The sequence below is a fragment of the Baekduia soli genome (genome assembly GCF_007970665.1).
GTDB classification, from domain to species: Bacteria; Actinomycetota; Thermoleophilia; order Solirubrobacterales; family Solirubrobacteraceae; genus Baekduia; species Baekduia soli.
In genome coordinates this window covers 4,655,431-4,681,497 of record NZ_CP042430.1, presented here as the reverse complement: position 1 = coordinate 4,681,497, position 26,067 = coordinate 4,655,431, and the positions used below count along the sequence as shown (strand labels likewise).

General features: G+C 73.4%; 21 protein-coding genes. 15 read left to right on the top strand and 6 right to left on the bottom strand.

What is annotated here, in order from left to right; all coding sequences use genetic code 11:
* The first annotated feature begins 21 nt into the window (after nucleotides 1–21).
* From FSW04_RS26540 to FSW04_RS22615, 14 genes are all read left to right on the top strand, one after another.
* On the top strand, nucleotides 22–726 hold the full coding sequence (locus FSW04_RS26540; RefSeq protein ID WP_187369033.1) for a response regulator: 705 nt from the start codon (nucleotides 22–24) through the stop codon (nucleotides 724–726).
* A 236-nt stretch (nucleotides 727–962) separates the two neighbouring features.
* A complete protein-coding gene (locus tag FSW04_RS22675; RefSeq protein ID WP_321167671.1) occupies nucleotides 963–2,222 on the top strand; it encodes a nucleotide sugar dehydrogenase in 1,260 nt (419 codons plus the stop codon).
* Between the two features lie 10 nt (nucleotides 2,223–2,232).
* Nucleotides 2,233–2,865 carry a response regulator transcription factor gene (locus tag FSW04_RS22670; protein ID WP_146922463.1) on the top strand — a complete coding sequence of 211 codons (633 nt, stop codon included), beginning with the start codon at nucleotides 2,233–2,235 and terminating at the stop codon, nucleotides 2,863–2,865.
* On the top strand, nucleotides 2,846–4,330 hold the full coding sequence (locus tag FSW04_RS22665; protein ID WP_146922462.1) for a sugar transferase: 1,485 nt from the start codon (nucleotides 2,846–2,848) through the stop codon (nucleotides 4,328–4,330). Before FSW04_RS22670 ends, FSW04_RS22665 begins: the two co-directional genes overlap by 20 nt.
* Nucleotides 4,330–5,073: a glycosyltransferase family 2 protein gene (locus FSW04_RS22660; RefSeq protein WP_146922461.1), complete on the top strand. Its 744-nt coding sequence runs from the start codon at nucleotides 4,330–4,332 to the stop codon at nucleotides 5,071–5,073. Before FSW04_RS22665 ends, FSW04_RS22660 begins: the two co-directional genes overlap by 1 nt.
* Nucleotides 5,070–6,404, top strand: a complete 1,335-nt coding sequence (locus tag FSW04_RS22655) for an FAD-dependent oxidoreductase (protein WP_146922460.1) — start codon at nucleotides 5,070–5,072, stop codon at nucleotides 6,402–6,404. The genes FSW04_RS22660 and FSW04_RS22655 overlap by 4 nt, the downstream gene beginning before the upstream one ends.
* Nucleotides 6,405–6,660: 256 nt before the next feature.
* Nucleotides 6,661–7,113 (top strand): glycosyltransferase family 39 protein, encoded by a 453-nt coding sequence (locus FSW04_RS22650; RefSeq protein WP_187369032.1) that lies wholly within the window; start codon nucleotides 6,661–6,663, stop codon nucleotides 7,111–7,113.
* Nucleotides 7,110–8,282: a hypothetical protein gene (locus tag FSW04_RS22645; RefSeq protein ID WP_146922458.1), complete on the top strand. Its 1,173-nt coding sequence runs from the start codon at nucleotides 7,110–7,112 to the stop codon at nucleotides 8,280–8,282. Before FSW04_RS22650 ends, FSW04_RS22645 begins: the two co-directional genes overlap by 4 nt.
* The gene (locus tag FSW04_RS22640; protein WP_146922457.1) at nucleotides 8,275–9,291 is read left to right on the top strand and encodes an NAD-dependent epimerase/dehydratase family protein; all 1,017 of its coding nucleotides are present in this window, start codon (nucleotides 8,275–8,277) and stop codon (nucleotides 9,289–9,291) included. Before FSW04_RS22645 ends, FSW04_RS22640 begins: the two co-directional genes overlap by 8 nt.
* Nucleotides 9,292–9,482: 191 nt before the next feature.
* Nucleotides 9,483–14,081 (top strand): Ig-like domain-containing protein, encoded by a 4,599-nt coding sequence (locus FSW04_RS22635; protein ID WP_146922456.1) that lies wholly within the window; start codon nucleotides 9,483–9,485, stop codon nucleotides 14,079–14,081.
* Nucleotides 14,078–15,439: a lipopolysaccharide biosynthesis protein gene (locus FSW04_RS22630; RefSeq protein WP_146922455.1), complete on the top strand. Its 1,362-nt coding sequence runs from the start codon at nucleotides 14,078–14,080 to the stop codon at nucleotides 15,437–15,439. Before FSW04_RS22635 ends, FSW04_RS22630 begins: the two co-directional genes overlap by 4 nt.
* A 4-nt stretch (nucleotides 15,440–15,443) precedes the next feature.
* Complete coding sequence (locus tag FSW04_RS22625) at nucleotides 15,444–16,340, top strand: glycosyltransferase family 2 protein (protein ID WP_146922454.1); 897 nt, start codon at nucleotides 15,444–15,446, stop codon at nucleotides 16,338–16,340.
* Nucleotides 16,341–16,351: 11 nt separating this feature from the next.
* Nucleotides 16,352–17,569, top strand: coding sequence for a right-handed parallel beta-helix repeat-containing protein (locus tag FSW04_RS22620; RefSeq protein WP_146922453.1), 1,218 nt, complete (start codon nucleotides 16,352–16,354; stop codon nucleotides 17,567–17,569).
* A 36-nt stretch (nucleotides 17,570–17,605) separates the two neighbouring features.
* Nucleotides 17,606–18,544, top strand: coding sequence for a glycosyltransferase family 2 protein (locus tag FSW04_RS22615; RefSeq protein WP_146922452.1), 939 nt, complete (start codon nucleotides 17,606–17,608; stop codon nucleotides 18,542–18,544).
* A gap of 11 nt (nucleotides 18,545–18,555) precedes the next feature.
* On the opposite strand, the gene FSW04_RS22610 is transcribed toward FSW04_RS22615, so the two are convergent.
* The 6 genes from FSW04_RS22610 to FSW04_RS22585 form a co-directional block, all read right to left on the bottom strand.
* Nucleotides 18,556–19,905: a glycosyltransferase gene (locus FSW04_RS22610; RefSeq protein ID WP_146922451.1), complete on the bottom strand. Its 1,350-nt coding sequence runs from the start codon at nucleotides 19,903–19,905 to the stop codon at nucleotides 18,556–18,558.
* Nucleotides 19,905–20,393 carry a glycosyltransferase gene (locus FSW04_RS22605; RefSeq protein ID WP_146922450.1) on the bottom strand — a complete coding sequence of 163 codons (489 nt, stop codon included), beginning with the start codon at nucleotides 20,391–20,393 and terminating at the stop codon, nucleotides 19,905–19,907. Before FSW04_RS22605 ends, FSW04_RS22610 begins: the two co-directional genes overlap by 1 nt.
* Nucleotides 20,390–20,878, bottom strand: a complete 489-nt coding sequence (pssD, locus tag FSW04_RS22600) for a PssD/Cps14F family polysaccharide biosynthesis glycosyltransferase (protein WP_146922449.1) — start codon at nucleotides 20,876–20,878, stop codon at nucleotides 20,390–20,392. The genes FSW04_RS22605 and pssD overlap by 4 nt, the downstream gene beginning before the upstream one ends.
* A gap of 77 nt (nucleotides 20,879–20,955) precedes the next feature.
* On the bottom strand, nucleotides 20,956–22,482 hold the full coding sequence (locus tag FSW04_RS22595) for an MOP flippase family protein (protein WP_187369031.1): 1,527 nt from the start codon (nucleotides 22,480–22,482) through the stop codon (nucleotides 20,956–20,958).
* Nucleotides 22,479–23,972 (bottom strand): O-antigen ligase family protein, encoded by a 1,494-nt coding sequence (locus FSW04_RS22590; RefSeq protein ID WP_146922447.1) that lies wholly within the window; start codon nucleotides 23,970–23,972, stop codon nucleotides 22,479–22,481. The genes FSW04_RS22595 and FSW04_RS22590 overlap by 4 nt, the downstream gene beginning before the upstream one ends.
* A 12-nt stretch (nucleotides 23,973–23,984) precedes the next feature.
* Nucleotides 23,985–24,815 (bottom strand): hypothetical protein, encoded by an 831-nt coding sequence (locus tag FSW04_RS22585; protein WP_146922446.1) that lies wholly within the window; start codon nucleotides 24,813–24,815, stop codon nucleotides 23,985–23,987.
* A 180-nt stretch (nucleotides 24,816–24,995) separates the two neighbouring features.
* On the opposite strand from FSW04_RS22585, the gene FSW04_RS22580 reads away from it, so the two are divergent.
* Nucleotides 24,996–26,063 (top strand): Gfo/Idh/MocA family protein, encoded by a 1,068-nt coding sequence (locus FSW04_RS22580; RefSeq protein ID WP_146922445.1) that lies wholly within the window; start codon nucleotides 24,996–24,998, stop codon nucleotides 26,061–26,063.
* Nucleotides 26,064–26,067: the final 4 nt, after the last annotated feature.

The window sequence follows — 26,067 nt, the reverse complement described above, 5'->3', positions numbered from 1 at the left end:
GCCCGGCATAATCGGGCCATCGTGTCGCCGGACCACCCCGCAGCGGCCGCCGCGGTCGCCCGCGTCGTCGTGGTCGACGACGACGACGGCCTGCGTGCCGCCCTGCGCGCCGGGCTGCAGGATGCGGGCCTGACCGTGATCGCCGAGGCCGACAACGGCCGCGACGCCATCGACCTGGCCGCGCACTTCCGTCCCGATGTGATGGTGATGGACATCGTGATGGCCAACGTCGACGGCCTCACGGCGACCCGGGCGATCGTGGAGCGCAACCCCGCGGTGCGCGTGCTGTTGCTGACGTCCTCCGACGACCTCGAGCTCGGCGTGGTGGGCCTGCGCGCGGGCGCCGCCGGGCACCTGATCAAGGGCGGACCCACCGGCGAGATCGTCGCGGCGGTGCAGCGCATCGCCGCCGGGGAGCCCGTCGTCGGCCCCGGGCTGACGTGGCGGCTCATCGACTCCGTGCGGGCGCTGCCGGCCGGCGGCCTGGGCGTGCGGCCCGTGCGCAGCAAGCTGACCCCGCGCGAGTGGGAGGTGCTCGACCTCCTGTGCGCCGGGCTGACCGTCGACCAGATCTCCGACGAGCTCGTCCTGGCCCGCGACACCGTGCGCACCCATGTCAAGCGCGTGCTGCGCAAGCTCGGAGCCCACTCCCAGGGCGAGGCGATCGCGATCGCCAACGGCATCCGCGCGACGTTCGTCGGGCCGCCCGGCGGCGGCGGCCGCTAGGCCGGCCCTGGCCGCCCGGCCAGGGCCCCGTGGGGCAGCGGCGTCACCCGGACGGGGGGCGCGCGTCACCCATCGACCCGGCGGAACATCACCGTCGGCGCGCACCGGAAATCCCCTGCCGCCGCACGGGCCGTCCCGCACGATGGTGGGCGTTGGGCGAGCAGCACCGGATGCAGGACGCAGACGGTGGTGCACGTGGCCCGGAAAGACCTGGGGGACAGATGAGCGTTGGGATCGTGGGACTCGGCTACGTGGGGCTGCCACTGGCTGTGAGCTTCGCCGAGGCCGGTGAGCAGGTCATCGGCATCGAGGTGAACGCCCGGAGGGTTGCGCAGCTGCGCTGCGGGGAGTCCTACATCGAGGACGTGCCGTCCGAGAAGCTGCAGGCGATCGCCGACCGCTTCCAGGCCACCACGCGGATCTCGGCGCTGGCCAAGGTCGACGCGATCGTCGTGTGCGTCCCGACGCCGCTGACGCCCAATCGCGAGCCCGACCTCAGCCCGCTGGTCGACGCCTGCCAGGCCATCGCGTCGGTCCTCCAGCCCGGCCAGCTCGTCGTCCTGGAGTCCACGACCTACCCGGGCACCACCCGTGAGCGCGCCCTGCCGATCCTCGAGGAGTCCGGCCTGACCGCCGGCGAGGACTTCCTGCTGGCCTTCTCGCCCGAGCGCGTGGATCCGGGCCGCACCGACCACACGCTGCGCACCACGCCCAAGATCGTCGCCGGGCACACGGAGACCTGCGGCAACGCCGCCGAGGCCCTCTACGGCCTGATCTGCGACCAGCTCGTGCGCGTCTCGGCCCCCGAGGTCGCCGAGATGGCCAAGCTGCTGGAGAACATCTTCCGCTCGGTCAACATCGCGCTCATCAACGAGATGGCCGAGCTGGCCGACCGGATGGGCATCGACATCTGGGAGGTCATCGACGCGGCCTCGACCAAGCCCTACGGGTTCATGCGCTTCGAGCCGGGCCCCGGGATGGGCGGGCACTGCCTGCCGGTCGACCCCTTCTACCTGTCGTGGAAGGCGCGCGAGCACGACTTCTCGACCGAGTTCATCGAGCTGGCGGGCAAGGTCAACCAGCACGCGCCCTACCTGGCCGTCGAGAAGGTCGAGCGCCGGCTCAACGAGCTCGGCAAGCCCGTCAAGGGCACGCGCATCGGGATCCTCGGCGTGGCCTACAAGGCCGGCGTCGGCGACATCCGCGAGAGCCCGGCGCTGAAGATCATCCAGCGGCTCGGCGCGCTCGGTGCCGAGATCGCCTACCACGACCCGTTCGTGGCCAGCCTGCCCCAGTTCGGCCTGGAGGGCGGCGCGCTGCCCGACGTCCTGGAGTTCGCCGAGGTCGTCGTGATCGTCACCGCGCACCCCGACATCGACCACTCGGCGATCGCCGAGCGCCACCAGGTCGTCGACCTGCGCGGGGTCACCCGCAGCCGGCGCGCCGTCGCGCGCCCTGTCCAGCGTCCGTCCCTGAAGTCCGTCCAGGCGGCCTGAGGAGGTCATCATGAAGCGTCTTCTCGTCGTCGCCGACCACTCGCTCGTGGTCCACGCCATCCGCCTGGCCCTGCGCCAGACCGCGGGCTTCAAGGTCGTCGGGTTCGTCGACGGCCGCCAGAGCATCAGCCGGCACCTGCTCGACGCGCAGCCCGACATCGTCCTCGTGGACGACATGCACGTCCGCCGTCACGCGCTGGACCGCCTCCAGGAGGTCGCCGAGCTCGCGCCGGAGGCCAAGTCGCTGCTGCTCAGCGGCCAGATGGACGAGGAGTCCCTCGACGAGGTCTTCGAGGCCGGCGCCACGGCGGTGCTGTCCAAGGCCGTGCACCCCGTCGCGCTGGGCACCCTGCTGCGCGAGGTCGTCCAGGAGAACGTCGTCCACCGGCCCCGCCGCGCCCGCGCGTCGGCCGCCGCGCAGGACTGCCCCCTGACGACGCGCGAGCTGGAGATCCTCCGCCTCGCCGCTCAGGGGCACACGAACGGCCGCATCGCCCGCCAGCTGTGGGTCACGGAGCAGACGGTGAAGTTCCACCTGTCGAACACGTACCGCAAGCTGGGCGTGGCCAACCGCACCGAGGCGAGCCGGTACGCCCACCTGCACGACCTGGTCGCGGAGCCCGATGAGCGGCTCGCGTCCTGACCGGCTGACGGTCGCCTCCGCGCCGCAGCGCGCGCGCCAGGCGCCTCGCGCGCAGGCCGTCCGCCGGCTGCAGCGGGGTCGCACGGGCCTGCTGGCCGCGTGCGACGCCGTCGCGCTCTTCGTGGCCGGCGTGGCGACCTTCATGTTGGCCAACGTGGTCGCCGGCCCGGCGCTGGTCTCTCCGCAGTGGGCAACCGCGCTGCTGGCCGTCGGCGCGCTCGTGGGCTGGGTCGCGATCTTCGCGGCCTACGGCCTCTACGAGCGCCAGACCTCCACGATCGCGGCGTCGACGTTCGACGAGGTCGCGACGCTGCTCAACGCGCTCATGGCCGGGTCGCTCATCCTGCTGCTCCTCGGCCAGGGGCTGGCCCGCTTCGTGGGCATCAAGGTGTACTCGCCGTCGGAGGCCGTCCTGTTCCTGGCCTTCGCGCTGGTGCTCGTGCCCGCGGCGCGCTGGGCGGTCCGCTCCCAGCTGCTGCCGGGCGTGCTGAACCCGCGGCGCACGCTCATCGTCGGCGCCGGCGCGACCGGGCGCCTCATCGAGGCCAAGATCGCCGCGCACCCCGACTACGGCCTGGAGGTCGTCGGGTTCCTCGACGACGACGGCGCCACGATCGGCCCCGACATCCTCGGCCGCGCCGCCGACCTGACCGAGGTCGTCGAGCGCCACGAGATCGACTGGGTGGTCCTGGCCGGCACGGGCAGCCACTACGAGCAGACGCTGGACCTCGTGCGGCGCGTGCGCCGGCCCGACGTCCACCTGTCGATCGTCCCGACCTACTTCGAGCTCTTCGCGTCCAACGCGACGATCGAGGACCTCCAGGGCATCCCGGTCGTGAGCCTGCCGCCCATGCGCCTGTCGCGCAGCGTGCGCCTGCTCAAGCGCTCCTTCGACCTGTCCGCCTCGCTGCTCGGCCTGGCCGTGCTCAGCCCGCTGCTCGCGCTCATCGCGGTGGCCATCAAGCTCGACAGCCCGGGGCCGGTCATCTTCCGCCAGCTGCGCAACGGCCGCGGCGGCGACCCCTTCAGGATCATGAAGTTCCGCACGATGGTCGACGGCGCCGAGGACCAGCGCTTCGACCTCGCGCACCTCAACCAGATGGACGGGCCGCTGTTCAAGATCCGCAGCGACCCGCGGATCACGCGCACCGGCGACCTGCTGCGCCGCTGGCGCCTGGACGAGCTGCCGCAGCTCGTCAACGTCGTCCGCGGCGAGATGAGCCTCGTCGGCCCGCGCCCGTTCGTGGTGCACGAGGCCGACCAGATCACCGGCTGGGCGGGCCGTCGGCTGGAGTCCCTGCCCGGCATCACCGGCCTCTGGCAGGTGCTCGGCGGCAACGACCTCTCCTTCGAGGAGATGGTCAAGCTCGACTACGTCTACACGACCAACTGGTCGCTGTGGTGGGACATCAAGATCCTGTGCCAGACGATCCCGGTCGTCCTGGCCCGGCGGGGGGCCTACTGATGCAGGTGTTCGTCATCCCGGCCTTCAACGAGGAGGCCAACGTCCCGCGCCTGCTGCACGACCTCGAGCAGCGCCCCGCGCTGTGGGCCGGCGGGCACGTGCTGCTCGTCGACGACGGGTCCACCGACGACACGGCCGGCGTGGCCGCGGCCTACGACGGGCCGGTCCCGCTCATGCTCGTGCGCCAGATCCGCAACCAGGGCCCGGGCCGCGCGTTCGACCGCGGCTTCCGCCTGGCCCTCGAGCTCTGCGACCGCGACGACGACCTCGTCGTGACCCTGGAGTCCGACACGACGAGCGACCTCGACGCGCTGGACGCCATGCTGACCCGCGCGCGGTCGGGGGCCGATGTCGTGCTGGCCTCCGTGCACGCAGGCGGCGCGATCGTCGGCGCCGGGCGCCACCGGGCCGGCCTCTCCCGCGCCGCGTCCTTCGCCGTGCGGGCGACCGCCGGCGTCGACGCGCGCACGGTGTCCTCGTTCTTCCGCGTCTACCGCGCGGGCATCCTGCGCCGCGGCTATCTGGCCCACGACCGCGGGTTCATCCGCGAGGGCGGTTTCGCGTGCAAGGCCGAGATCCTCGGCAAGCTCTCGCGCCTGGACGCGGTCATCGAGGAGATCCCCGTCGACCTCGACGCCGGCCGGCGCATCGGCGAGTCCAAGCTGAAGGTCCTGCCGACGATGATGGGCTACACGCGCCTCATGGCGCGCCAGGTCGCGACGCGGATGCGGGCGCCCGCATGAGCACCGGCAGCGTCGGCATCATCGGCGGCGGGCTCATCGGCCTGGCCACCGCCTACCGCCTGGCGCAGGCCGGCGTGGACGTCAGCGTCTACGAGCGCGACGCGCAGCTCGGCGGCCTGGCCGGCACCGCGCACCTCGACGGGATCCCCGTCGACCGCTACTACCACGTCGTCCTGCCCACCGACGACCGGGTGCGCGGCCTCGCGGCCGAGGTCGGGCTCGGCGACGAGGCCTTCCGCTTCCGCACGACGCGCGTCGGCTTCTACCAGCAGGGCCGCCTGACCTCGATGTCCTCGGCGCGCGAGCTGCTGACGTTCCCGGGCCTGTCGGCGGTCGACCGCGTCCGGCTGGCCGCCTTCGCCGCCCGCTGCCAGCTCAAGCCGGCCTACGCCGACCTCGACGACCTCTCGCTGGAGGAGTGGCTGCGCCGCGTCTGCGGCGCCGACCTGTGGGACCGGCTGTGGCGCCCGCTGCTGGACTCGAAGTTCGACGGGCGCTACGACGACCTCCCCGCGACGTACCTGTGGGCGCGCACCCGCCGCATGTCGGCGACGCGCGACCGCGCCGCCCGCGAGGTCATGGGCACGATCGAGGGCGGCTACCAGGTCCTCATCGACGCGCTGGCGCGCGAGATCCGGGCGCTCGGCGGCCAGGTCCACACGAGCACGCCCGTGCTGCAGGTGCCGGCCGCCGGCGGCCGGGCGCTGGGCGTCGTGCTCGCCGACGGGCTGCGCCGCCACGACTGGGTCGTCACGACGCAGCTGCGCCCCGCGCTGCAGGCCCTGCTGGCCCCCGAGCTCGAGGCCGTCCTGGGGCCCGACCCCAACCGCTACCTCGGCGTGGTCTGCGTCGTCGCGCGGCTGCGGCGCAGCATCAGCCCCTACTACGCGCTGAACATCACCGACCGCCGCATCCCGCTGACCACCGTGGTCGAGACCACGCACGTCATCGACCCGCAGCGCGCCGGCGGCACGCTGCTCTACGTCCCCAAGTACGTGGCGCCCGACAACCCCGACCTCGAGCGCAGCGCCGCCGACGTGCGGCGCGAGTACCTCGGCCACGTCAGGACGATGTTCCCGCAGCTGCGCGACGCCGACGTCCTGGCCACCCACGTGGCCCGGGCCAGCGTCGCCGAGCCCATCCACGTGCTCGGCGCCCGCCGCCCGCAGCCCGCCGACCTCTTCCCGGCCGCGGGCCTGGCGACGGCATCCTCGGCGCACATCTACCCCGAGCTCGTCAACGGCCAGGCCGTCCTGGGCGTGGCCGAGCAGCTCACCGCGGGCCTGCTGGAGCGCGTGGGCGGCCACGGGGCACGGGAGCGGGCGGCATGAGCTCGGTCGGCGTCCCCATCGGCGGTCGCACGGCACCGGCGCTGGCGCGGCTGCGTGGCCGCGTCGCGGCCCTCGGGGCCGATCGCGTCGCCGTCGCCACGCTCGGCGTGCTCGTCGTGGCCCTGGCGGTCGTGACCTGGAACCGCTGGGGGACCTGTCGGTCGACTCGGGCTACGACCTCGTCGCCGCCGGCAAGATCTCGCACCTCGACGCGCCCTACCTCGACTACCAGTACTGGTACGGCCCGCTGGGGCCGTTGCTGCTCGGAGCGCTCTACGAGGTCCTGGGGATCGGCGTCGGACCGTCGGTGGCGCTCGGGCTCGTGCTCGCCGTCACCGCCGTGGCGCTGACCTATGTCCTGGCCCGCCGGCTCGTGGCGCCCGCGCCCGCCGCGCTGGCCGCGACGCTGGCCGCGGTCCCGGCGCTGTCGAACACCAACATCTCCTACGTGCAGCCGCACACGCTGGCGGTGCCGTTGGGGATGGTGCTCGTGCTCGTGGCGGTCCTGGCCGCGGGGCGCGTCGCCGACGGTGCGGGACGTCGCTGGCTGACGGTGGCGGGGATCTGCATGGGCTTGACGGCGCTGACCAAGCCCGAGGTCTTCGGCGCGCTGGCGCTGGCCTTGGGGGCTGGCTCGCGGTGCGCGGGGGGACCGCCGCGGCCGGTCGCCGCCGGCGCGCGCTGGCCGACGCCGCATTGGTGGCGGTGACCGCGCTGGCCGTGGCCGCCGCCGGCTACGGCGCGTTCCTGGCCGCCGCCGCGCTCGGGCACGGCACGCTGACGGTCGACACCCTCCTGCACCAGAACCTGTTCCCGCGCGGCCCCCTGCGCGAGTCGGTCGCCGAGGTCTACCGCGTCCTCGCGCCGCGCACGCCGCGCAGCTTCGCCGGCCTGGCCGGCCAGCTCGCGCTGTACGGCACGGGCGCGGCGGCCGTCGTGGCGGCGGGCGTGCTGCTCGCGCGCCGTCGTGCCGGGCGCCGCGCGGCCGTCGCGCTGGTCGTGGCCGGGGCGCTGGTGGCCGTCCTGGCGGTGCTCGCCGCGCCCGAGACGTCGCGCTTCTACCTCAAGTACGCCTTCGCGTGGATGCCGGCCGGCGCGCTGCTGGCCTCGCTCGGTCTCGGTGCCGCGGCCCTGCGCGGCCGGGCGCGGCCGTGGGCGCCCGCCGACCAGCTCGCGCTGATGGTGGCATTGCTCGTCGTGGGCTTCTCGTTCACGGTCTACGCGCGCTTCGCGCCCTACCCGAACCCCAAGGCCCAGCAGGGCACCGCATATGCGATGCCGCTGATCGCCGTGCTGCTGGCGTGGCTGCACGTCCGCGTGTTGCCGCGGGTGCGCCCGGCGGCGGCCGGGCCGGTCCGCGCCCTGGGGCTGGCGTGGCTCGCGCTGCTCGCCGCCGCGTGCCTGGCCCTGCTGGTCCACGACGCCCGCCGGGAGACCGTCATGGTCCACGGGCCGCACGGGGTCATGGCCGCCACGGCCGCCGACGGCCCGGTCTACCAGCAGGCCGTCGACGTCATCCAGCGCACAACCCGGCCTTCGGAGCCCATCCTGCTCGCGCCCCAGATGACGTCCCTGTACGTCATGACCGACCGGGTCGACCCGCTGCCGCAGCTCTCGCTGCTGCCCGGCGCGCTGGACGGCCCCGCCGACGAGCGCCAGGCGATCCGCACGCTGCAGGACCGCGGGGTGCGCCTGGCGGTCATCGACCGCACGCAGCTCGCGCTCTACCACCACGGCGCCTTCGGGGTCGGCTACGACCGGATCGTGGGCGCCTGGCTGCACACCCACTTCGCTCACATCACGACGATCCGCGGCACGGCCGCTGCGGACGGGCAACCACGGACGCTCGACGTCTGGCTAAGGAGACCGCATGAGTAGACCCGCCAAGGTTGGCGTGACCGGATCGGCCGGCTTCATCGGCTCGCACCTGTGCGACCGGCTGCTGGCCGAAGGCCGTGAGGTCGTCGGCATCGACGACTTCTCCCACGGCTCGCCGAGCAACATGAGCACCTTCGCCGCGCACCCGAACTTCACGTTCGCCGAGCTCGACTGCCGTGACGCCCTGCGGGTCCGCCGCACGTTCGCGGGCTGCGACGCGCTCGTGCACCTGGCGGCCGAGAAGATCCCGCGCTACGGCGGGGCGCTCAAGACGCTGCAGGCCAACGTCGCCGGCGCCGAATCGCTCTACGAGGCGGCGCTCGCGCTCGACGCGCAGGTCGTCGTGGCCTCCACCTCCGACGTGTACGGCAACGCCACGCCGCCGTTCGCCGAGGACGACGCGCTGACCCTCGGGCCGCCCACGACGCGCCGCTGGGCCTACGCGACCTCCAAGCTCTACGACGAGCACGTGGCCCTGGCGATGGCCGCCGAGCAGGGCCTGCGCGTCAAGATCCTGCGGTTCTTCGGGTCCTACGGCCCGCGCAACAACCCGTCGTGGTGGGGCGGCCCGCAGGCCGCGTTCTTCGAGATCCTGCTCGACGGCAAGCTGATGGACATCCACGGGGACGGGCGCCAGGTGCGCACGTTCACGTTCGTCACCGACACCGTCGACGGCGTCGTGCGGACCCTGGACACCCCGGAGGCCGAGGGCGAGGTCATCAACATCGGCGGCGACGAGCCGACGACGATCTTCCGCCTGGCCCACGAGGCGCAGGCGGCGCTGGGCCTGAGCGGGCCCCTGCGAGCACGCATGGTGCCCTACGAGCAGATCGGCGGCCGCTACCAGGACGTGCGCTGCCGCATCCCGGACACGACGAAGGCCTTCGAGCTGCTCGGCTTCCGCGCCGAGGTGTCGCTGTCCGACGGCCTGGCGGTCACCGCCGCCTGGCACCGGGAGCGCCGCGAGCAGATCGCGGCAGCGGGCCTCGGCGTGGCGAGCGTCGCGTAGCCGCCCGGCTGCGCGAGACACGAAGCAGCAGAGATTAAGGCGAGTGAGATGAAGCGGTATCTGACGTTGATCCTGATCGTGGCCGCCGCGGCGGCCGTGTCGGTCCCCCAGGTCGCCCACACGGCGCCCAACCCCCGACGGGATTGACGGCGATCGCCCTCGACGGGAAGGTCTCACTCGCCTGGCAGCCGGTGTCGGGCACCACGAGCTACCGCGTCTACCGCGGGACCACGGCCGGCGCCATCACGACCCTCGTCGGCTCGCCGACGGCGGCGACGTTCACCGACACGGCGACCAACGGCACCACCTACTACTACGCGGTGACCGCGGTCAGCTCGGGTGAGTCTGGCCGCTCGAACACCGCGCAGGCCAAGCCGCTGGCCCGCACCTGCGGGTCGGGCAACGCCGTGGTCCTGGAGAACTGCGTGCCGGGCACCGCGAGCTGGAAGCTCACGAACGCCGGGCGCGCCTACGACAACGGCATCGAGGGCTTCGCCACCGCCACCAGCGTCAACCAGGGCGGCAGCGTCGACCTCAAGATCAACACCGGACCCAGCGGCGACAACGCGCCGTTCCACATCGACATCTACCGGATGGGCTGGTACGGCGGCACCCACGGTCGCCTCATCTCGACCATCCCCGGGCAGAGGGGCGTGGCCCAGCCCGGCTGCGACGAGGGAGCGGGCAACACCGGGCTGATCGACTGCTCGGCGTGGACGGCAACCACGACGGTGACCACTTCGACGAGCTGGCCGTCGGGCGTCTACTGGCTCAAGCTCGTGCGCGACGACAACGGATCGGACAACTCGATCCTGCTCATCGTCCGCCAGGACGGCAGCCACTCCAGCGCCGTCTTCGAGGTCCCGACCTCCAGCTACCAGGCCTACAACCCCTACGGCGGCAAGTCGCTGTACACGTTCAACAGCAACGGCGCCACCACCGTGTCCGGCACGACGCGTGCGGTCAAGGTGTCCTATGACCGCCCCTACGCCCAGAGCTACAACGGTGAGAACGACTTCTTCCCGTTCGCCGACCTGCCCAACGTCGGCTTCCTGGAGCGCCAGGGCTACGACCTCACGTACCTGACCGACACCGACCTGCACGCCACCGCAAGCCTGGCCGCCGACCACAAGGCGCTGATCTCCGGCGCGCACTCGGAGTACTGGTCCAGCGAGATGCGCAACGCGATCACCGCGGCGCGCAACGCCGGCACCGGCCTGTTCTTCACCGGCTCGAACCAGATCTACTGGCGCATCCGCTTCGAGTCCAGCCCGTTCTCCGGCGCGGCCAATCGCGTCGAGGTGGCCTACAAGACCACCGAGAGCGGCGTGGCCGACCCCGTGTCGCCCACCGGCACGTGGCGGGACCCCGCGGGTGCCAACGCCCCCGAGAACGCGATCGCCGGCGAGCAGTACATCGGCGACAACGACGTCCACCCGTTCCCGCTCGTCGTCCCCGCCGCCCAGGGCGCCAACCGCATCTGGCGCCATACGACCGCCGCCAACCAGGCAGCGGGCGGATCGGTGTCCTTCGGCTCCGGGCTCGTCGGCTGGGAGTGGAACGCCCGCGCGGCCAACGGCCTCGAGCCGGCCGGAACGCAGACCTTCGCCGCGTCCCCGGTGACCGGCAACATCCTGCAGGACGCGGGCCGCACGTACGTCGCCGGCTCCGCGACCCAGGCCAGCACGGCCTACAAGGCCGCCAGTGGCGCCTGGGTGGTCTCCACGGGCACGAACTACTGGGCACGTGGCCTGGACGTCAACGACGCCGGGGCCGGTGAGCCCACGCTGGACATCCAGCAGGCCACGACGAACATCCTGTCGGACATGGGCGCGCGCCCGACCACGCCGATCGCGGGCATCGTGGTCGATCCGGCCACCGCGCCGGTGCTCACCGGCCGCAGCCCGTCCCCGGACGCCACGGGCGTGGCGACGACGTCGGCCGTCACCGCGACGTTCGACTCCGACCTCGATGCGTCCACGGTGAACGGCACGACCTTCACGCTGCGCACGGCGGCCGGCAGCGCGGTCGCCGCGACCGTCGCCTACGACGCCGCCACGCGCACCGCGAAGCTGACCCCGAGCTCGCCCCTGGGCGGCAACGCCACCTACACGGCCACGCTCAAGGGCGGCTCGGCGGGCATCGCCGGCTGGGGCGGCACCCTCGCCTCCGACGTGACCTGGAGCTTCACCACCGGGGCGGGCACGCCGCCGACGGTGCTGAGCATCACCCCCGCCGACGGCGCCTCCTCGGTGCCGATCAGCACCACGGTCAAGGTCACCTTCGACCGCGACATGACCGCCTCGACGATCACCTCGTCGACGGTCACGCTGGCGCCGCAGCTCGGCACCGCGGTCGCCGCGTCCGTCACCTACGACGCCGCCAGCGACACCGCGACCCTGACGCCCAGCGCGGCGCTGGATCCGACGCGGCAGTACACGGCGACCGTGTCCACGTCGGTGAAGGGCGCCGACGGCACCGCCATGGCCGCCCCGGCGACCTCCACGTTCACGACGGCCGCCGCGCTGACGGTGACGGGCAAGCAGCCCGCGCCGCTGGCCACGGGCGTCTCGACGAGCACGCTGGTGCGCGCGGTGTTCTCGCGTGGCGTCGACGCCACGACGCTGACGGGCACGACGTTCACGCTGACCCCGTCCGGCGGCAGCGCCGTCGCGGCGGCGATCAGCTACGACGCCACGACGAACACGGCGACCCTGACCCCGGCATCGGCGCTCACGCTCGGCGTCACGTACACGGCCCGGCTGGCCGGGACCATCAAGGCCTCCGACGGCTCGGTCCTGGGCAACGACGTCAGCTGGACGTTCACCACGGCCACGACGGCGACGACCGCGCCGGCCGTGACGGCCACCACGCCGGCGGCGGGATCGGCGACCGCCAGCACCGTCGCGGCGATCACCGCGACCTTCGACCGGGCCCTGGACCCGGCGTCGGTGACGGCCCAGAGCTTCGTCCTGCTCGACGCGTCCAACGTGACGGTGGCCGGCACGGTCGCCTACGACAGCACGTCCCGGACGGCGAGCCTGACGCCCACCGCGGCGCTGACGCCGGGCGCGAGCTACACCGCCCAGCTGACGACCGCGATCCGCAGCAGCGACGGCACGCCGATGGCCAACGCGGTCTCCTGGACGTTCACGACCGCGGACTGCGCCTGCTCGCTCATGCCCTCCACGCTGACGCCGGCCATGACCGGGCTCGACGTGGCCGACGGGCGCTCGGGCACGGGCTGGACCTACGAGATGGGCACCCGCTTCTACGTCGACAAGTCGATGAGGCTGACGACGCTGCGCTTCTACAAGGACGCCGGTGAGACCGGCACCCACATCGGGCGGGTGTGGAACGCCTCGGGGACGCAGGTCGCCTCCGTGACGTTCGCCAACGAATCCGCGTCGGGGTGGCAGAAGGCCGTCCTGGCCACGCCGCTGAGCCTCACGGCCGGGGCGATCTACACCGCCTCCGTGGGCCTGAACTCCCGCTTCGTGATGACCGAGGGCGGCCTGTCGGCGCAGCTGTCCAACGGCTCGCTGCACAGCGTGGTGGGCGCCAACGGGGTGTTCGCCTCGGCCGCAGGCTCCTACCCGACCAGCAGCTGGCACACCTCGAACTACTTCGTCGACGTCGTGGTCACGAGCGCCGGCTCGCCGGTCAACACGCCGTCGGTGACGTCGCGCACTCCGGTGAGCGGCGCGACGAACGTCGACCCGCTCACGACGGTGACGGCGACGTTCGGCTCGGGCATGGACCCGGCGAGCATCACGGCCTCCACGTTCGTGCTGCAGACCGCGGGCGGCAGCACGGTGCCGGCGACAGTGAGCTGGAACGATGCGACGCTGACCGCGACGCTGCGGCCCACCACTGCGCTGAGCACGGGCGCGAGCTACACGGCCAGGCTGACCACGGGCATCCGCTCCGACGACGGGACCGCGCTGCCGGCCGCGGTGACCTGGAGCTTCTCCACCGCGATCGGCGCGGCGCCATCGGTGACGGCGACCTCGCCCGCGGCGGGCGCGACCTCGGTCGCCATCGACCAGCCCGTGCAGGCCACGTTCTCGGGCTCCATGGACCCGAGCACGATCACCGCGACGACGTTCAGCCTCACCGGGCCGTCGGGTGTCGTGCCGGCCACGGTGACCTACGACGACCCGAGCCGGACCGCGACGCTGACGCCGACCGGTCCCCTGAGCGCGTCGACGACGTACACGGCGACGATCACGACCGGGGTCAAGAGCGCCGTGGGCACGTCGATGTCGACGGCCAAGGTGTGGACGTTCACGACCTCGGCGTGTCCGTGCTCGCTCATGTCCGGCTTGACCCCGGCGCTGACGGGCCTGGACGTCCGGGACGGCCGCGGCGGCTCCGGGCCGTGGACCTACGAGCTCGGCACGAAGGTCGCCGTGACGTCGGCGGTCTCGCTGACGGCGATCCGGTTCTACAAGGACGCCGCCGAGACCGGCACCCACGTCGGCACGCTCTGGGCGCCCGACGGCACGGTGCTCGCGCAGACCACGTTCACCGGCGAGACGGCCTCGGGCTGGCAGCAGCAGGCGCTGAGCACGCCCGTGACGCTGACGCCCGGGGTCGTCTACACCGTCTCGGTCGGGTTCAACACCCGGTTCGTGATGACGCAGTCGGGGCTGGGCACGCGGCTGGTCAACGGCCCGCTGTTCAGCATCGACGACGGTCGCAACGGCGTCTACGCCGCCTCGGCCGGGGTCTTCCCGACCGGCTCGTACTCGTCGAGCAACTACTTCGTCGACGCGGTCGTGCGGTGAGCACGGCGACGGTGACGATCGAGCGGGCACCGGCGGCGGCGGGCGGCGAGCCCGCCGCCGGCGTCGCCCGCTCGCGCCGTGCCCCCGGTGCGCTGCTCATGTCGGCCGGCACGGTCGGCTCCGGCGTGCTGGCCTACGCGTTCAACGCGGTGGCGGCCCGCGCGCTGGGCCCGGCCGACTACGGCCCGATCGCGGTCCTGTGGGCGGCGATGTTCCTCGTCGCCGTCGTGCTCTTCCGTCCGGTCGAGCAGACGCTGTCGCGCGCCGTGGCGCAGCGCACGGCCGACGGCGGCGACGTGCGGCCCGTGGTGCGCTCGGTCGGCACGCTGGCGGCGGCCACGGTGGTGGCGGCCGCCGCCGGCTGCGCGCTGGCGTGGCGCCCGCTGACCGACGGTCTCTTCGACGGCCGCGACGCGCTGACGGCGATGCTCGTCGTCGGCATCGGCGGCTACGGCGCCTCCTACTTCATGCGCGGGCTGGTCGGCGGCCGGCGCTGGTATGCCGGATACGGCCTGCTGCTGCTCGTGGACGGCGGCGTCCGCGTCGCGGTCGCGCTGCCGCTCTTCCTCGTGGGCTCGCCCGCCCTGGCGGCCGCGGCCCTGGCCGCGGCGGCCGTCGCGGGCGCCGTCGCCCCCCTGCTGTGGCGGGGACGCGGGGTGCTCCGGGGGCGCGGCGCTGCGCCGGGCGAGCCGTTCCGGCTGCGCAGCGCCACCCACTTCGCCGCACCGGTCACCGTCCTGGCCGCCGGCGACCAGGTCCTGCTCAGCGGCGGGCCGGTGCTGGTCATGCTGCACGGCGGCCCGCACGCAGGCACCGCCGCCGGCGTCGTGTTCGCCGCCACGATGCTCGTGCGCGCCCCCGCCTACCTCTTCCAGGGCGTGGCCGCCGCGCTGCTGCCCAACCTCACCACGATGCTCGTGCGCCGCGACGAGCACGGGTTCCGGCGGGCCGTCACCCGGACGGTGGCGATCCTGGCCGGGTTCTCCGGGCTCATGATCCTGGGGGCGTTCGTCGTCGGCCCGGCCGTCATGCGCGTGCTCTACGGCGCCGGCTTCGACGCCGGCCGGCTGGACCTCGCGCTGCTGGCCGCAGGCGCCGGCGGCTACCTCGTCGCGGCGACCCTGTCGCAGGCCGCGCTCGCGCGGTCGGAGGCCGTCGGCGCCGCCGCCATCTGGGCGGCGTCGGCCGCCGTGTTCGTCGGGCTCGAGCTGGCCCTGCCGGGGGCCGCCCTGCACCGCGTGGCGCTCGCCTTCTGCGTCGCCGCCCTCGCCAACGCCGCCGCGTTCTGGGCGTGGTCGTCCGCGCGCCGCGACGTCCCGCGCGGCGCCGTCGCCCCGCTCGCCGGGCAGGAGGCCTGAGGCCGTGCGCGTCTCGGTCATCATCCCCACCAGGAACGGCGCCGCGCGGCTGCCCGGCGTCCTCGGCGCGCTGGCCGCACAGACGCCTGGCGCCGGCGACTTCGAGGTCATCATCGTCGACGACGGGTCCGGCGACGACACCGCCGCGGTGGCCGCCGCCGCCGGCGCCCGGGTCGTGTCGGTCGCGCGGTCGGGAGGGCCCGGCGCGGCCACCAACCGCGGCATCGCACAGGCCACGGGTCAGCTCATGGCCTTCACCGACGACGACACGATCCCGGCGAGCGACTGGATCGAACGCGGCCGCGCCGCGCTCCAGGCCTCGCCCGCCGGCCTGGTGGCCGGCCACATCGAGCTCCAGCTCGCCGACCGCCCGACCGTTCCGGCGATGATGGACTTCGGGCGGGGCTACCTCGACCAGTCCGCCTACGTCGCCGACGGCTTCGGCGCCACCGCCAACCTCTGGGCGACCCGTGACGTCGTGTCCCGCCTGGGGGGCTTCGACGGCTCCGCGGCCTGGCAGACCCACGATCGCGACTTCGGCGAGCGCGCCCGGATCGCGGGGATCACGATGGTCTACGCCCGCGAGGTCGTGGTGGCCCATCCCACGCGCGACGGCGTGCGCGAGCTGGCCCGCGTGGCCTACCGCCTGGGGCAGGGCGCCACGTGGCTGAGCCGCAACGGCGTCGGCGCCGCCCGCCGCCACGTCCCCGAGTGGCGCCGGCCGCGCTACTGGATCCCGTGGCGCTCGATCTGGGGGCTCGAGCGCCTGCAGGCGCGCGGGCTGTGCACGACGCGCACCCAGCGCCTCGCGCTGCGGGTCGTGCAGTACGGCTGCCTGCAGCTGCCGTTGGTCGCGGGCAGCCTGCGGGGCACCCTCGACGGCGCGCGCGCCGCGCGCTGAGTCCGGCCGCCATGCGCGTGGACACGCACCTTCCCCGAGGGCTGCTGGCCGCCGCGGTCGTCATCGCGCTGGCGGGCGTCGCCGCCGCGCTGGCCATCGTGCTCGACGAGGACCACGGCGCAGGGCGGGCCGCCGTGACCACCTCGGCGCCGGCCATGCCCGCGGCCGGCCGGGCGGCGGCATCGCTGTTCCTCACTCCGGGCGGCGACGACGCCGCCCCCTGCACCAGCGAGCTTCCGTGCCGCACGCTGGACCGCGCCTATCACCTCGCACGCCCCGGCGCCGTCGTCGCGCTCGCCGCCGGTCGCTACGGCCCGCAGCTCGTGACGACCGACCCGGCCAAGCGCGGCACGGGGTGCGAGAGCGCGCGGCGCGCCGCCGCGTGCGTCACGTTCCGTCCCGCTCCCGGCGCGCGGGTGACGCTCGGCGGCCTGACCCTCGGCGCGTCCTACGGCCATCCGGGACCGTCGGGCATCGCGCTGTCGGGCGGCGGCGGCGGCGCCGTGCTCGACGTCGGCGACACCGTCCTGAACCAGGTCCGCGAGGTGTCGCTGGCCGGTGTGCGCCAGCGCCTGCTCTACATCACCGGCGGTCGCGACATGGCCATCCGCGGCGGCAGCGTCGGGGGCGCCAACCTGCCCGATGGCACCCATCCCGAGATCCAGCGCGTCTATGGGTCGGACCCGCTCATCGTGCCGACCCGCCTGACGATCGAGGGCGTGTGGTTCCACGACGTCAACACGACGAGCCCGACCGCCCACGTCGACTGCCTGCAGATCGAGAACGGGGAGGACCTCGTCATCCGCGGCAACCGCTTCGAGCGCTGCGGCAGCGTGGGCCTGCGCATGTCCTACGGGGCCGACGGCAACGAGGCCCCGCCCCAGCACGTGCTCATCGAGGACAACGTCTTCGGGCCGTGCCGCGACACGCCCGTGTCCCCGTGCTACTACTCCGCGCAGCTCGGGGTGGGCCGCCACGTCATCGTGCGCCACAACACCTCCACCCAGGCGTTCCAGCCCGCGGGCGGACCGCGCTACGCCGACCACGTCCGCTATGAGCGCAACCTGGCCCCGGGGTCAGCTGCGAGGACGGCGTCAGCTATGTCGCCAACGTGTGGACCGAGCGGACGTGCTCGGCGACCGACCGGCGGGTGCGCTCCCTGGGGATCGACGCGGCCCTGCGGCGTCTCCCGGGGGCGCCGGCGGCCGGGGCGCGGGCCTCCGCGCTGACGGATTGAGAGCCGCGGGCCGTACGCTGCGCAGCGCATGAGCACCGCCCGCGTCGACGTCGTCATCGTGGCCCACGCCAGCCGCGACACGCTGCGCGCCTGCGTGGCCCCACTGGCCGATGCCGCCGAGATGACCGTGACCGTCGTGGACACCGCGTCGGCCGACCCCGGCTTCGACACCGTGCAGGACCTGGACGTCACGCTCGTGCCCGCACCGCGCAACGGCGGGTTCGCCTACGGCTGCAACCTCGGGATCGCGTGTGGCACGGCGCCGTACGTCCTGCTGCTCAACCCCGACGCCACGATGACGCCCGAGGCGGTCCGCACCCTGGCCGGGGTCCTGGACGCCGACCCCGGCATCGGCCTGGTCGCCCCGCGGATCGTCGACGAGCACGGCGTGCTGCAGCGCAGCGTGCGCCGGTTCCCGCGCCTGCGCTCGGCGTGGTCCAAGGCGCTGTTCCTGCATCGCCTCGCGCCCGACGCCGCCTGGAGCGATGACCTCGTGCACGCCTGCGCCTTCTACGAGCGCCCCCAGGAGCCCGACTGGGTCTCGGGCGCGTGCATGCTCGTCCGCCGCGACGCGCTGGCGGCCCTCGGCGGCCTGGACGAGGGCTTCTTCATGTACGCCGAGGACACCGACCTGTGCGCGCGGCTGTGGGCCCGCGGCCTGCGCGTGCGCTACGAGCCGGCCGCGGGCGCCGTGCACGGCGGCGGGCACTCCGCGCCGCGCAGTGCCCTGCGCACGGCCGATGTGCGCAGCCACATCCGCTACGTGCTCAAGCACGACGGCCCGCGCGCGGCCCGCGTGGCGGCCCTGGCCACGGCCCTGGACGAGCTGACCCACCTCGTCGTGCGCGCGCGGCGACCCGGCTACCCGCGCGGACACCTGGCCGGACTGCGTGCCGCGCTGCAGGCCGCGCTATCGCCGTCGCGCAGCGCCGCCCTCGCGGGTCGCTCGCCGTTCCGCGCGGCCTGAGCGGCAGCCGCTCAGGCCGGCAGCGCGGCGGTCGGCAGCTCGCGCGCCGGCGTGTCGAGCACGTCGTCGATGACGCCGGCCAGGCGCGCCGTGAGGGCCCGACGCTCGTAGGGCGCGACGGCGGCCGGGTCGGGGGCCGGTCCCGGGATCCCGGCCCGGCGGGCGAGGACCGCCTCGCGCAGCAGCCGGGCCATCGCGTCGACGTCGGCCGGCCGGCAGAAGCGGGCGGTGCGCACGGCGCCGAGGATGTCGCGGACGTCGCCGTCGGGGACCGCCGCGAGGATCGGGCGCCCTGAGGCGATGTACTCATAGGCCTTGCCCGGAACCAGGCCGGCCCGGTGGCCGGGAGCGAGGTCGTGCATCGGCAGGAAGAGCAGGTCGGCGGTCCGCACGAGCGCCAGCGTGTCCTCGTGGGAGAGATAGCCCAACAGGCGGGCGAACGGTGACGCGTCGGCGATCCGCCGGTCGGCCTCGGTCAGCACGCCCGCCAGGTGGACCTCCACGCCCTCGGTCAGCGACGGGTCCTGCTCGCGCAGGCGCCCGAGCGCCTCGAGGAGGTAGACATGGGACCGCGGTAGGAAGTCGACGTGCGGCGTCACGCCGCCCAGCGCCCGGCGCAGGCGCTTGCGGGCGCGCAGGCGCAGCCCCGTGGTCGTGTGCATCGTGCCCGTGTGCACGATGCGGAAGGTGCCGTCGGTGCGCGGTGCGACCGGCGTGGCGAAGTCCGCGGCGTCGAAGCCGTTGGTGATCGAGGCGACGATCCGCGACCGCAGCTCGGGGAACTCGCGGCAGAGCCGGTCGGCGGCCTCCGGGGTGTTCATGACGATGGCCGCGGCCGAGGCGAGCTGGCGGCGCATGCGCCGGCGGTCGATGCGGTGGTGCAGGCCCGTCGGGTAGAGCCACATCTCGTCGAGCGCCCAGGGGTCCTGCAGGTCGGCGATCCACGGGATGCCGAGGTCGGCCGAGAGGCGCATGGCCGCCTGGGCCGTCTCGTAGGGGATGAGGGAGGCCAGGATGGCGTCGCAGCCGGTCCCGGCGGTCCGCCCGGCGGCGACCGCGCCCTCCAGCCACCAGCGCAGCAGCGGATCGTGGCGATCCAGCAGGCCGTTGACCAGTCGTGCCGTGCCGGTGCCCGGAGCCGGCTCGGGGCCCGGCACACGATGGGTGCTCAGCCCGGCCAGGGCCGGATCGGCGAGCGTCGCGTCCAGGGGCGTCCAGCGCGCCGACTGCGAGCCCGTGCCGGTCACGACGACCGGCTCGTGGCCGAAGGACCGCAGGTGCTCGGCGAAGCGGCGATTGCGCTGCACGCCGCCGCCACCCACCGGCGGATAGTGGTAGGCCAGGAACAGCAGGCGCGCCATCAGGCCGGAACCCCGGCGGTGAGGCGTTGCAGCGTGCAGCGCAGCTCGGCGACGAGCGGGCCGGTGGCGGGCCCCGAGCCCGTTCCGGCCAGCATGGAGGGTGCGACGGCCACGGCGCGCGCCAGCGCGTCACCGTCCAGCGCGAGCGTGACCTCGCCGCGCGCGTGCAGGCGCTGGGCGAGCTCGAGCTGATGGTCGTCGACGGCCTCACCCAGGGCGACGCGGCGCGGCATCACGACGGGGCGGCGGCCGCAGCGGTGGGCGAGCAGGATCGATCCGACGCCCGCATGGGCCACGACGACACGAGCCTGCGTCATCGCCGCGGTCATCTCCTCCCAGGACAGGAAGGCCTCCCAGCGCCCGCGGCCGTGCAGCTCGGTCGAGGAGCCGTACTGCACGAGCAGCTCCTCGTCGCCCGGCAGCTCGCGCGCGGCGGCCACCAACCGGTCGAAGCCCTGCTCGTTGGTGCCGGTGGTGACGAAGATCATGCCGGCGTGAGGTTGCCGCCCTCGTAGCGCGCGCCGGGGACGGCGCCCGCTAGCTCGGGCCACTGGACGAAGAAGTCGCTGGCGACCGGCGCGATCATGCGCCCCGACAGCGACAGCGACGAGATGCGCGTGACGCTCTCGATGTAGACCACCGGGATGCCCATGAGGCGCCCGAGCCAGGCGAAGGGCACGGCCACGCCCGCTCCGGTCGAGACGATCGCCCGTGGACGGCGCGTGACCAGCACCCGGCGGGCGAGGCGCAGGTTGCGCAGCAGGTTGGGGATGTTGCGGTTCGTCGGGCCGTGGGCGTAGAGGACCTGCTCGCCGGCCAGCAGCGCGTGGGCGTCGGGCTTGTCGAATGTCACCCACAGGCGCGGGAAGTCGCGGAAGGCCGCGTCCAGGCCCACGAGCTGGAGCAGGTGGCCGCCCGAGGAGCAGACGAGGAGCAGCGGGCCCTCACCCCGGTGGCGGCGCGACGCGGACATGGGCCCCATGATCGGGCCTGGTGCGCGGCGGCGCCCCGGGAGACCGGCCAGACCCGCCCTGGCCATACGGCCAGGCATCAGGCGGTGCCCCGGGCGCGGCGCCGGGCGCGCACGTCGCGGACCTCGGCGACGACCTCGGGCACGCGCCAGGCGACGAGCGCCGCCCAGGCGCCGATGCCCACCAGCGTGCACGCCAGCAGCCGCACGAGCGCCGGCGCACCGGCCTGCAGCAGCCCCCAGCGCGCCGCGAGGACGATCAGGCCCATCCCGGCGCTGGCCTGGAAGACGCCGCCCAGGGACCGCACGAAGGTCCACGGCGAGATGCCCACGGCGCGGGCGGTCAGCCACAGGTACGAGGGCTCGATGATCGTCGTGGAGATGCTGTAGCCGACCGCCACGCCGACGATCCCCCAGTGCAGGCCCACGACGAAGGCGACGAGATGGGTGGCGAAGAACACGATGGTGTATCGGAACACCGCGCGGGCCTGGCCGACGGCCTCGAGGATCGCGGTGTTCATGCTCTGCAGCGACTGCAGGATCCCGACCCACGCCAGCACCTGGATGACGGTGGCCGCCGCCGCCCACCGGGGTCCGAGGACCACCTGCACGAACTCGTGGGCGCAGATCGCCAGCCCGACGAGCATGGGCACCGTCACCGCGGCCACCACGCGCGTCACGCGGATCCAGCCGGCGGCGATCCGCGGCCGGTCGTCCTGGATGCGCGAGAACGCCGGGAAGAGCACGTCCTGGATCGGCGTCGCGATCCGGCTGAACGGCACGAGGATCACGTTGTAGGCGATGGCGTAGGCGCCGAGTGACGCCGCCCCGATGTACCGGCCGATGAGCAGGTTGTCCGAGTTGCGGTGCAGGTAGTACAGGAGGCGGTGTCCGAAGATGTAGCCGCTGAAGGACGCCGCGCCGCGCAGGGAGGACCACGAGAAGCGAAAGCGCGGGCGCCACGGCGACATGACCCACAACAGCGCCGTGGAGAACACGGCCAGGCTGAGCGACTGCAGGATGATGGCCCAGGCTCCGGCGCCCAGGGCTGCGGCGGTGATGCCCACCGCGCCGCCGCCCACCGTCGTGATCATCATCCGCGTCTCGAGCGTCCGGAAGCTCATCTCGCGGACGAGCAGGGACTCCTGGACGGTCGACAGCGACGTCGCCAGGAACGCGAACGACAGGGCCGTCAGCAGCGGGCGCACCTGGGGCTCGTGGTAGAAGCCTGCGATGGGCCCGGCGAGCGCGACGCCCAGGGCGGTGAAGACGATCCCGCTGGCCAGGCAGGTCCAGAACGCCGTGCTGCGGTCGTCCTCGTCGATGTCCGGGCGCTGGATCAGCGCCGCGCCGAAGGCCAGGTCGGCGAACACCATCACCAGCGAGGAGAAGACGAGCACCTCGGCCGCCACCCCGAACTCGTCGGGTGTGAGCAGGCGCGCCAGGATGAGCGCGACGATCAGGCGCGAGCCCTGCCGGAAGCCCTGCGAGACGAGCTTCCACAGCACGCCGCTGAGCACCTGGGCGCGCAGCCGCGGACGCGGCGCGGCGATCGCCGGGGCCGCGGGCTCCGCGAGCGGCTCGGCGACCGGGGCGGGAACGCTCACCCGACCCGCTCCTGGGCGCGCGGCCGCAGCGTGACCATGCCGATGGCCACGAGCAGGAACATGAGCATCGTCACCTGCACGAAGTTGAAGGCGTCGAAGGTGAGCATCCCGAAGGCGTAGGAGGCGATCGCCGCGGCCAGGCCCGTCAGCAGCCAGCTGTCGTCGGAGTCGTCGCGGCGCGCGAGCCGGCCCAGCCGCCGGATCGCCGCCACGAAGAACCACAGCAGCGCGACCACGCCGAACACCCCGAGGTCGAGGATCGAGCCCAGCCACTGGTCGTCGAGGATCGGGGCGTTGAACTTGGGGTCCAGGAAGTCGTTGACGCGGGTGCCGACGCCCTGGCCGAACATCGGCGTGTGCGACCACTCCTTCAGGGCCGGGTTCCACTCCCCGATCCGCCCGCGGCCGTAGTTGACCCGCCAGGTCGTCTCGGTCTGCGTCTCGCTGGCCACGATGCCGCCGCTGGGGAAGAACGTGCTCTGGAACGTGCTCAGGGTCCCGGGCAGCGCGACGTGGACCACGAGGACCAGTGGCAGCAGCTTGGGGATCATCCGCCGCGTCGCCGCGGGCTTCATGATCCAGATGGCGACGAGGATGACGAGCATCATCACGATGGCCGTGCGGGACTTCGTGGCCAGCGCGCCGAGCACCAGCAGCAGGCAGGCCAGCCACCACCGCTTCTGGCCCGTCTTGCGGATGAGGTAGATCGCGATCGGCACGAGCATCATCAGCGCTGCGCCCATCGCGATCGGATGCTGGCCGGAGGCGTAGGCGCGCGCCCCGCCGCCGCGATCGGTGACATAGGGCACGCCGTTGAAGCGCAGGATCGGGAGGAACTGGTGCAGGTGGTCGAAGATGTTGTAGGAGGTCCGGCTCTCGTAGACCGTCGCCACCGCAACGACCGCCGCGCCGGCCACCAGCAGCCGCAGCAGCGCCTCGACGTCGCTGCGCCGCGTCAGGGCGAGCGTCATCAGGTAGAAGACGATGATGTAGCTGAAGAAGAACATCATGTATCGGATGACGTACTGCGACAGCCCCCCGCCGAGGATATGGCCGCCCCGCGTCAGCACCGAGAGGATCATCGCCAGCAGGAGCATCGCGATCGGGCCGTCCAGGCCGGTCGCGCGCCACCGCAGCCGGTGATCGATGAGCAGCGACCCGAGCAGGGCGCAGCCGACGAGCCCGACGAGGATCCGGTAGGGCTCGAGCTGCAGCGGCAGGTTGACGGGCAGCTCGTAGCGCTTGATCGGGATGAAGAGGATCACCACGATGATCGCGCCCAGCATGGTCCGCCACGCGAGCAGCCAGCGGTGCATCGCCACGAAGGCGGTCGCGGCGGTGACCCCGACGACGACGGGCAGCGGATGGACATCGGCGGCGACCGCCCCGATCGCCACGGCCGCCCCGAGCGCCAGGCCCAGCCAGGCGCCCACGTCGATGCGGCGCAGGGGCGGGGAGCCACCCGCCGGGTGGAGACGTGAGCCGAGCATCCGCTCCGCCGCTCAGCCCATCGAGCGCTGCTGGGGCTCGGCCGTCCCACCGCGGGTGGGATGCTCGACCAGCTCGCCGCTGCCCGAGGCACCGGCGGCCATCCGCTCGCGGCTCAGGCGCAGGCTCTCGAGCATGTAGCTGGCCGCCAGGCCGGCGCACATGACGAGGAAGATCATCGCGATGCCGAGCATCTGGCCGTGCCCGGAGACCTGCGTGGCCAGCGGCTTGTTGAGGACGGAGATCTTCACGCGCTGGCCCGCGGGCACCGCGTTGACGTCCTGCTGGGTCGCCAGGTACCCGATGAGCGCCCTCGTGCGCTCCGTGTTGAGATCGTCGGCCGCCTTCCGCGTCGGCGCGGTGGCCGTGAGCTGGAAGAGGGGGAGTGCGCCCGTGTTCTGGTTGGACAGCTCCTGCGCCGCGATCTCCTCGCCCGGGCCCAGCGGCTTGGGGTTGATCTCCGACAGCGCGTTGCTCTGGCTGATGAACGAGTAGATGATGGCCAGGAGCGAGAGGCGGTTGGGATCGGCGAAGTCGTTGGGCGCCGTGGAGGGGCTGCCGTTGACCGGGCGGCCGTCGGTGCTCGTGCCCGATGAGGCGCCCGTCGCCCCGCCGGTGGCCTTGACACCGCTGGCGAGGTCGAACGTGGTGCGGCCCCACGGGAAGCCGTTCTGGGTCACGAACAGGCGCGAGGTGCTCTCCCACTTCGCGCTGTGGCGCCACTGCAGCCCACCGTCGGAGTACTTCACCGTGAACAGCGCGGCCAGCGCGATCCCGAGCAGGGCGCTGGCGATGATGACCCTGCGCCAGCGGCTGATGACGCGAAGATGCTGGGTGATGTCCACGATCGTCGTCCTTGCCTTGAGTCGGGGCGAGCGCAGCCCGTGGCCCCGCTCGTCGGCCGACTGTAGATCCAGATCGGCGCCCCGCCGTACGCGCGACGCCGGATCCTCACCGATCGGTTAGGTCGCGCCTAGCCGCCCTGCGGGTGTCCTCGGGGACGCGACGGTCCACCATGGACGGCGATGAGCCATACCCCCATGACCCCGGTCCGCGTGGCCGCCCTCGGCCTCGGTTACTGGGGCCCCAACCTGGCGCGCGCCTGGAGCGGCCTGGAGGACGCCGAGCTGGCCTGGCTGTGCGACCTCGACAGCGGCAAGCTAGAGCGCTTCGCGCGCCAGTTCCCCGAGGCGCGCGTCACCTCGGACCTCGACGAGGTGCTCGCCGACCCGGCAGTCGAGGCGGTCTCGGTCGCCACGAGCGCGCCGACGCATGCGGCGCTGGCGCTGCGCGCCATCGAGGCGGGCAAGCACGTGTTCGTCGAGAAGCCCCTGGCGTTGACGAGCTCCGACGCGCGGACGATGTCCGCCGCGGCCGACAAGGCCGGCCTGCTCATGGTCGTCGGGCACCTGCTCGTCCACCATCCGGCGGTGGCCAAGCTCAAGGAGCTCGTCGACGCCGGCGAGCTGGGGCGCACGCACTACCTCTACACCAACCGCGTCAACCTCGGCCAGGTGCGCAGCGACGAGAATGCGCTGTGGTCGCTCGGCGCCCACGACATCTCCGTGCTGCTGCACCTCGTGGGCGAGCTGCCCGAGGCGGTCTCGGCCCAAGGTCAATGCTTCATCCACGAGGGGATCGAGGACGTCGTCTTCGGCGTCCTGCGCTTCCCGAGCGGGGTCATCGCCCACCTGCACCTGTCGTGGATGGACCCGTTCAAGATGCGCCGCGTCACGATCGTCGGGTCCGACAAGATGGCCGTCTTCGACGACATGAACGCCGACGAGAAGGTCAAGATCTTCAACAAGGGTGTCACGCACTCGGGCAACGGCAACGGCCAGCCCTGGCAGCCGGCTTCCTACGGCGAGTACGTGCAGCTGCGCCACGGCGACACCTACATCCCGCGGATCTCCAGCGAGGAGCCGCTGCGCATCCAGTGCCGCCACTTCGTCCGCTGCGTGCGCGGGCTCGAGGTCCCGCGCAGCGACGCGGCCCAGGGCCTGGCCGTCGTCGAGGTCCTCGAGGCGCTGCAGCGGTCGCTGGACGAGGGCGGCTCCGTCGTCCCGTTCGACGCCTCGCTGCTGCGGGCCTGAGGGC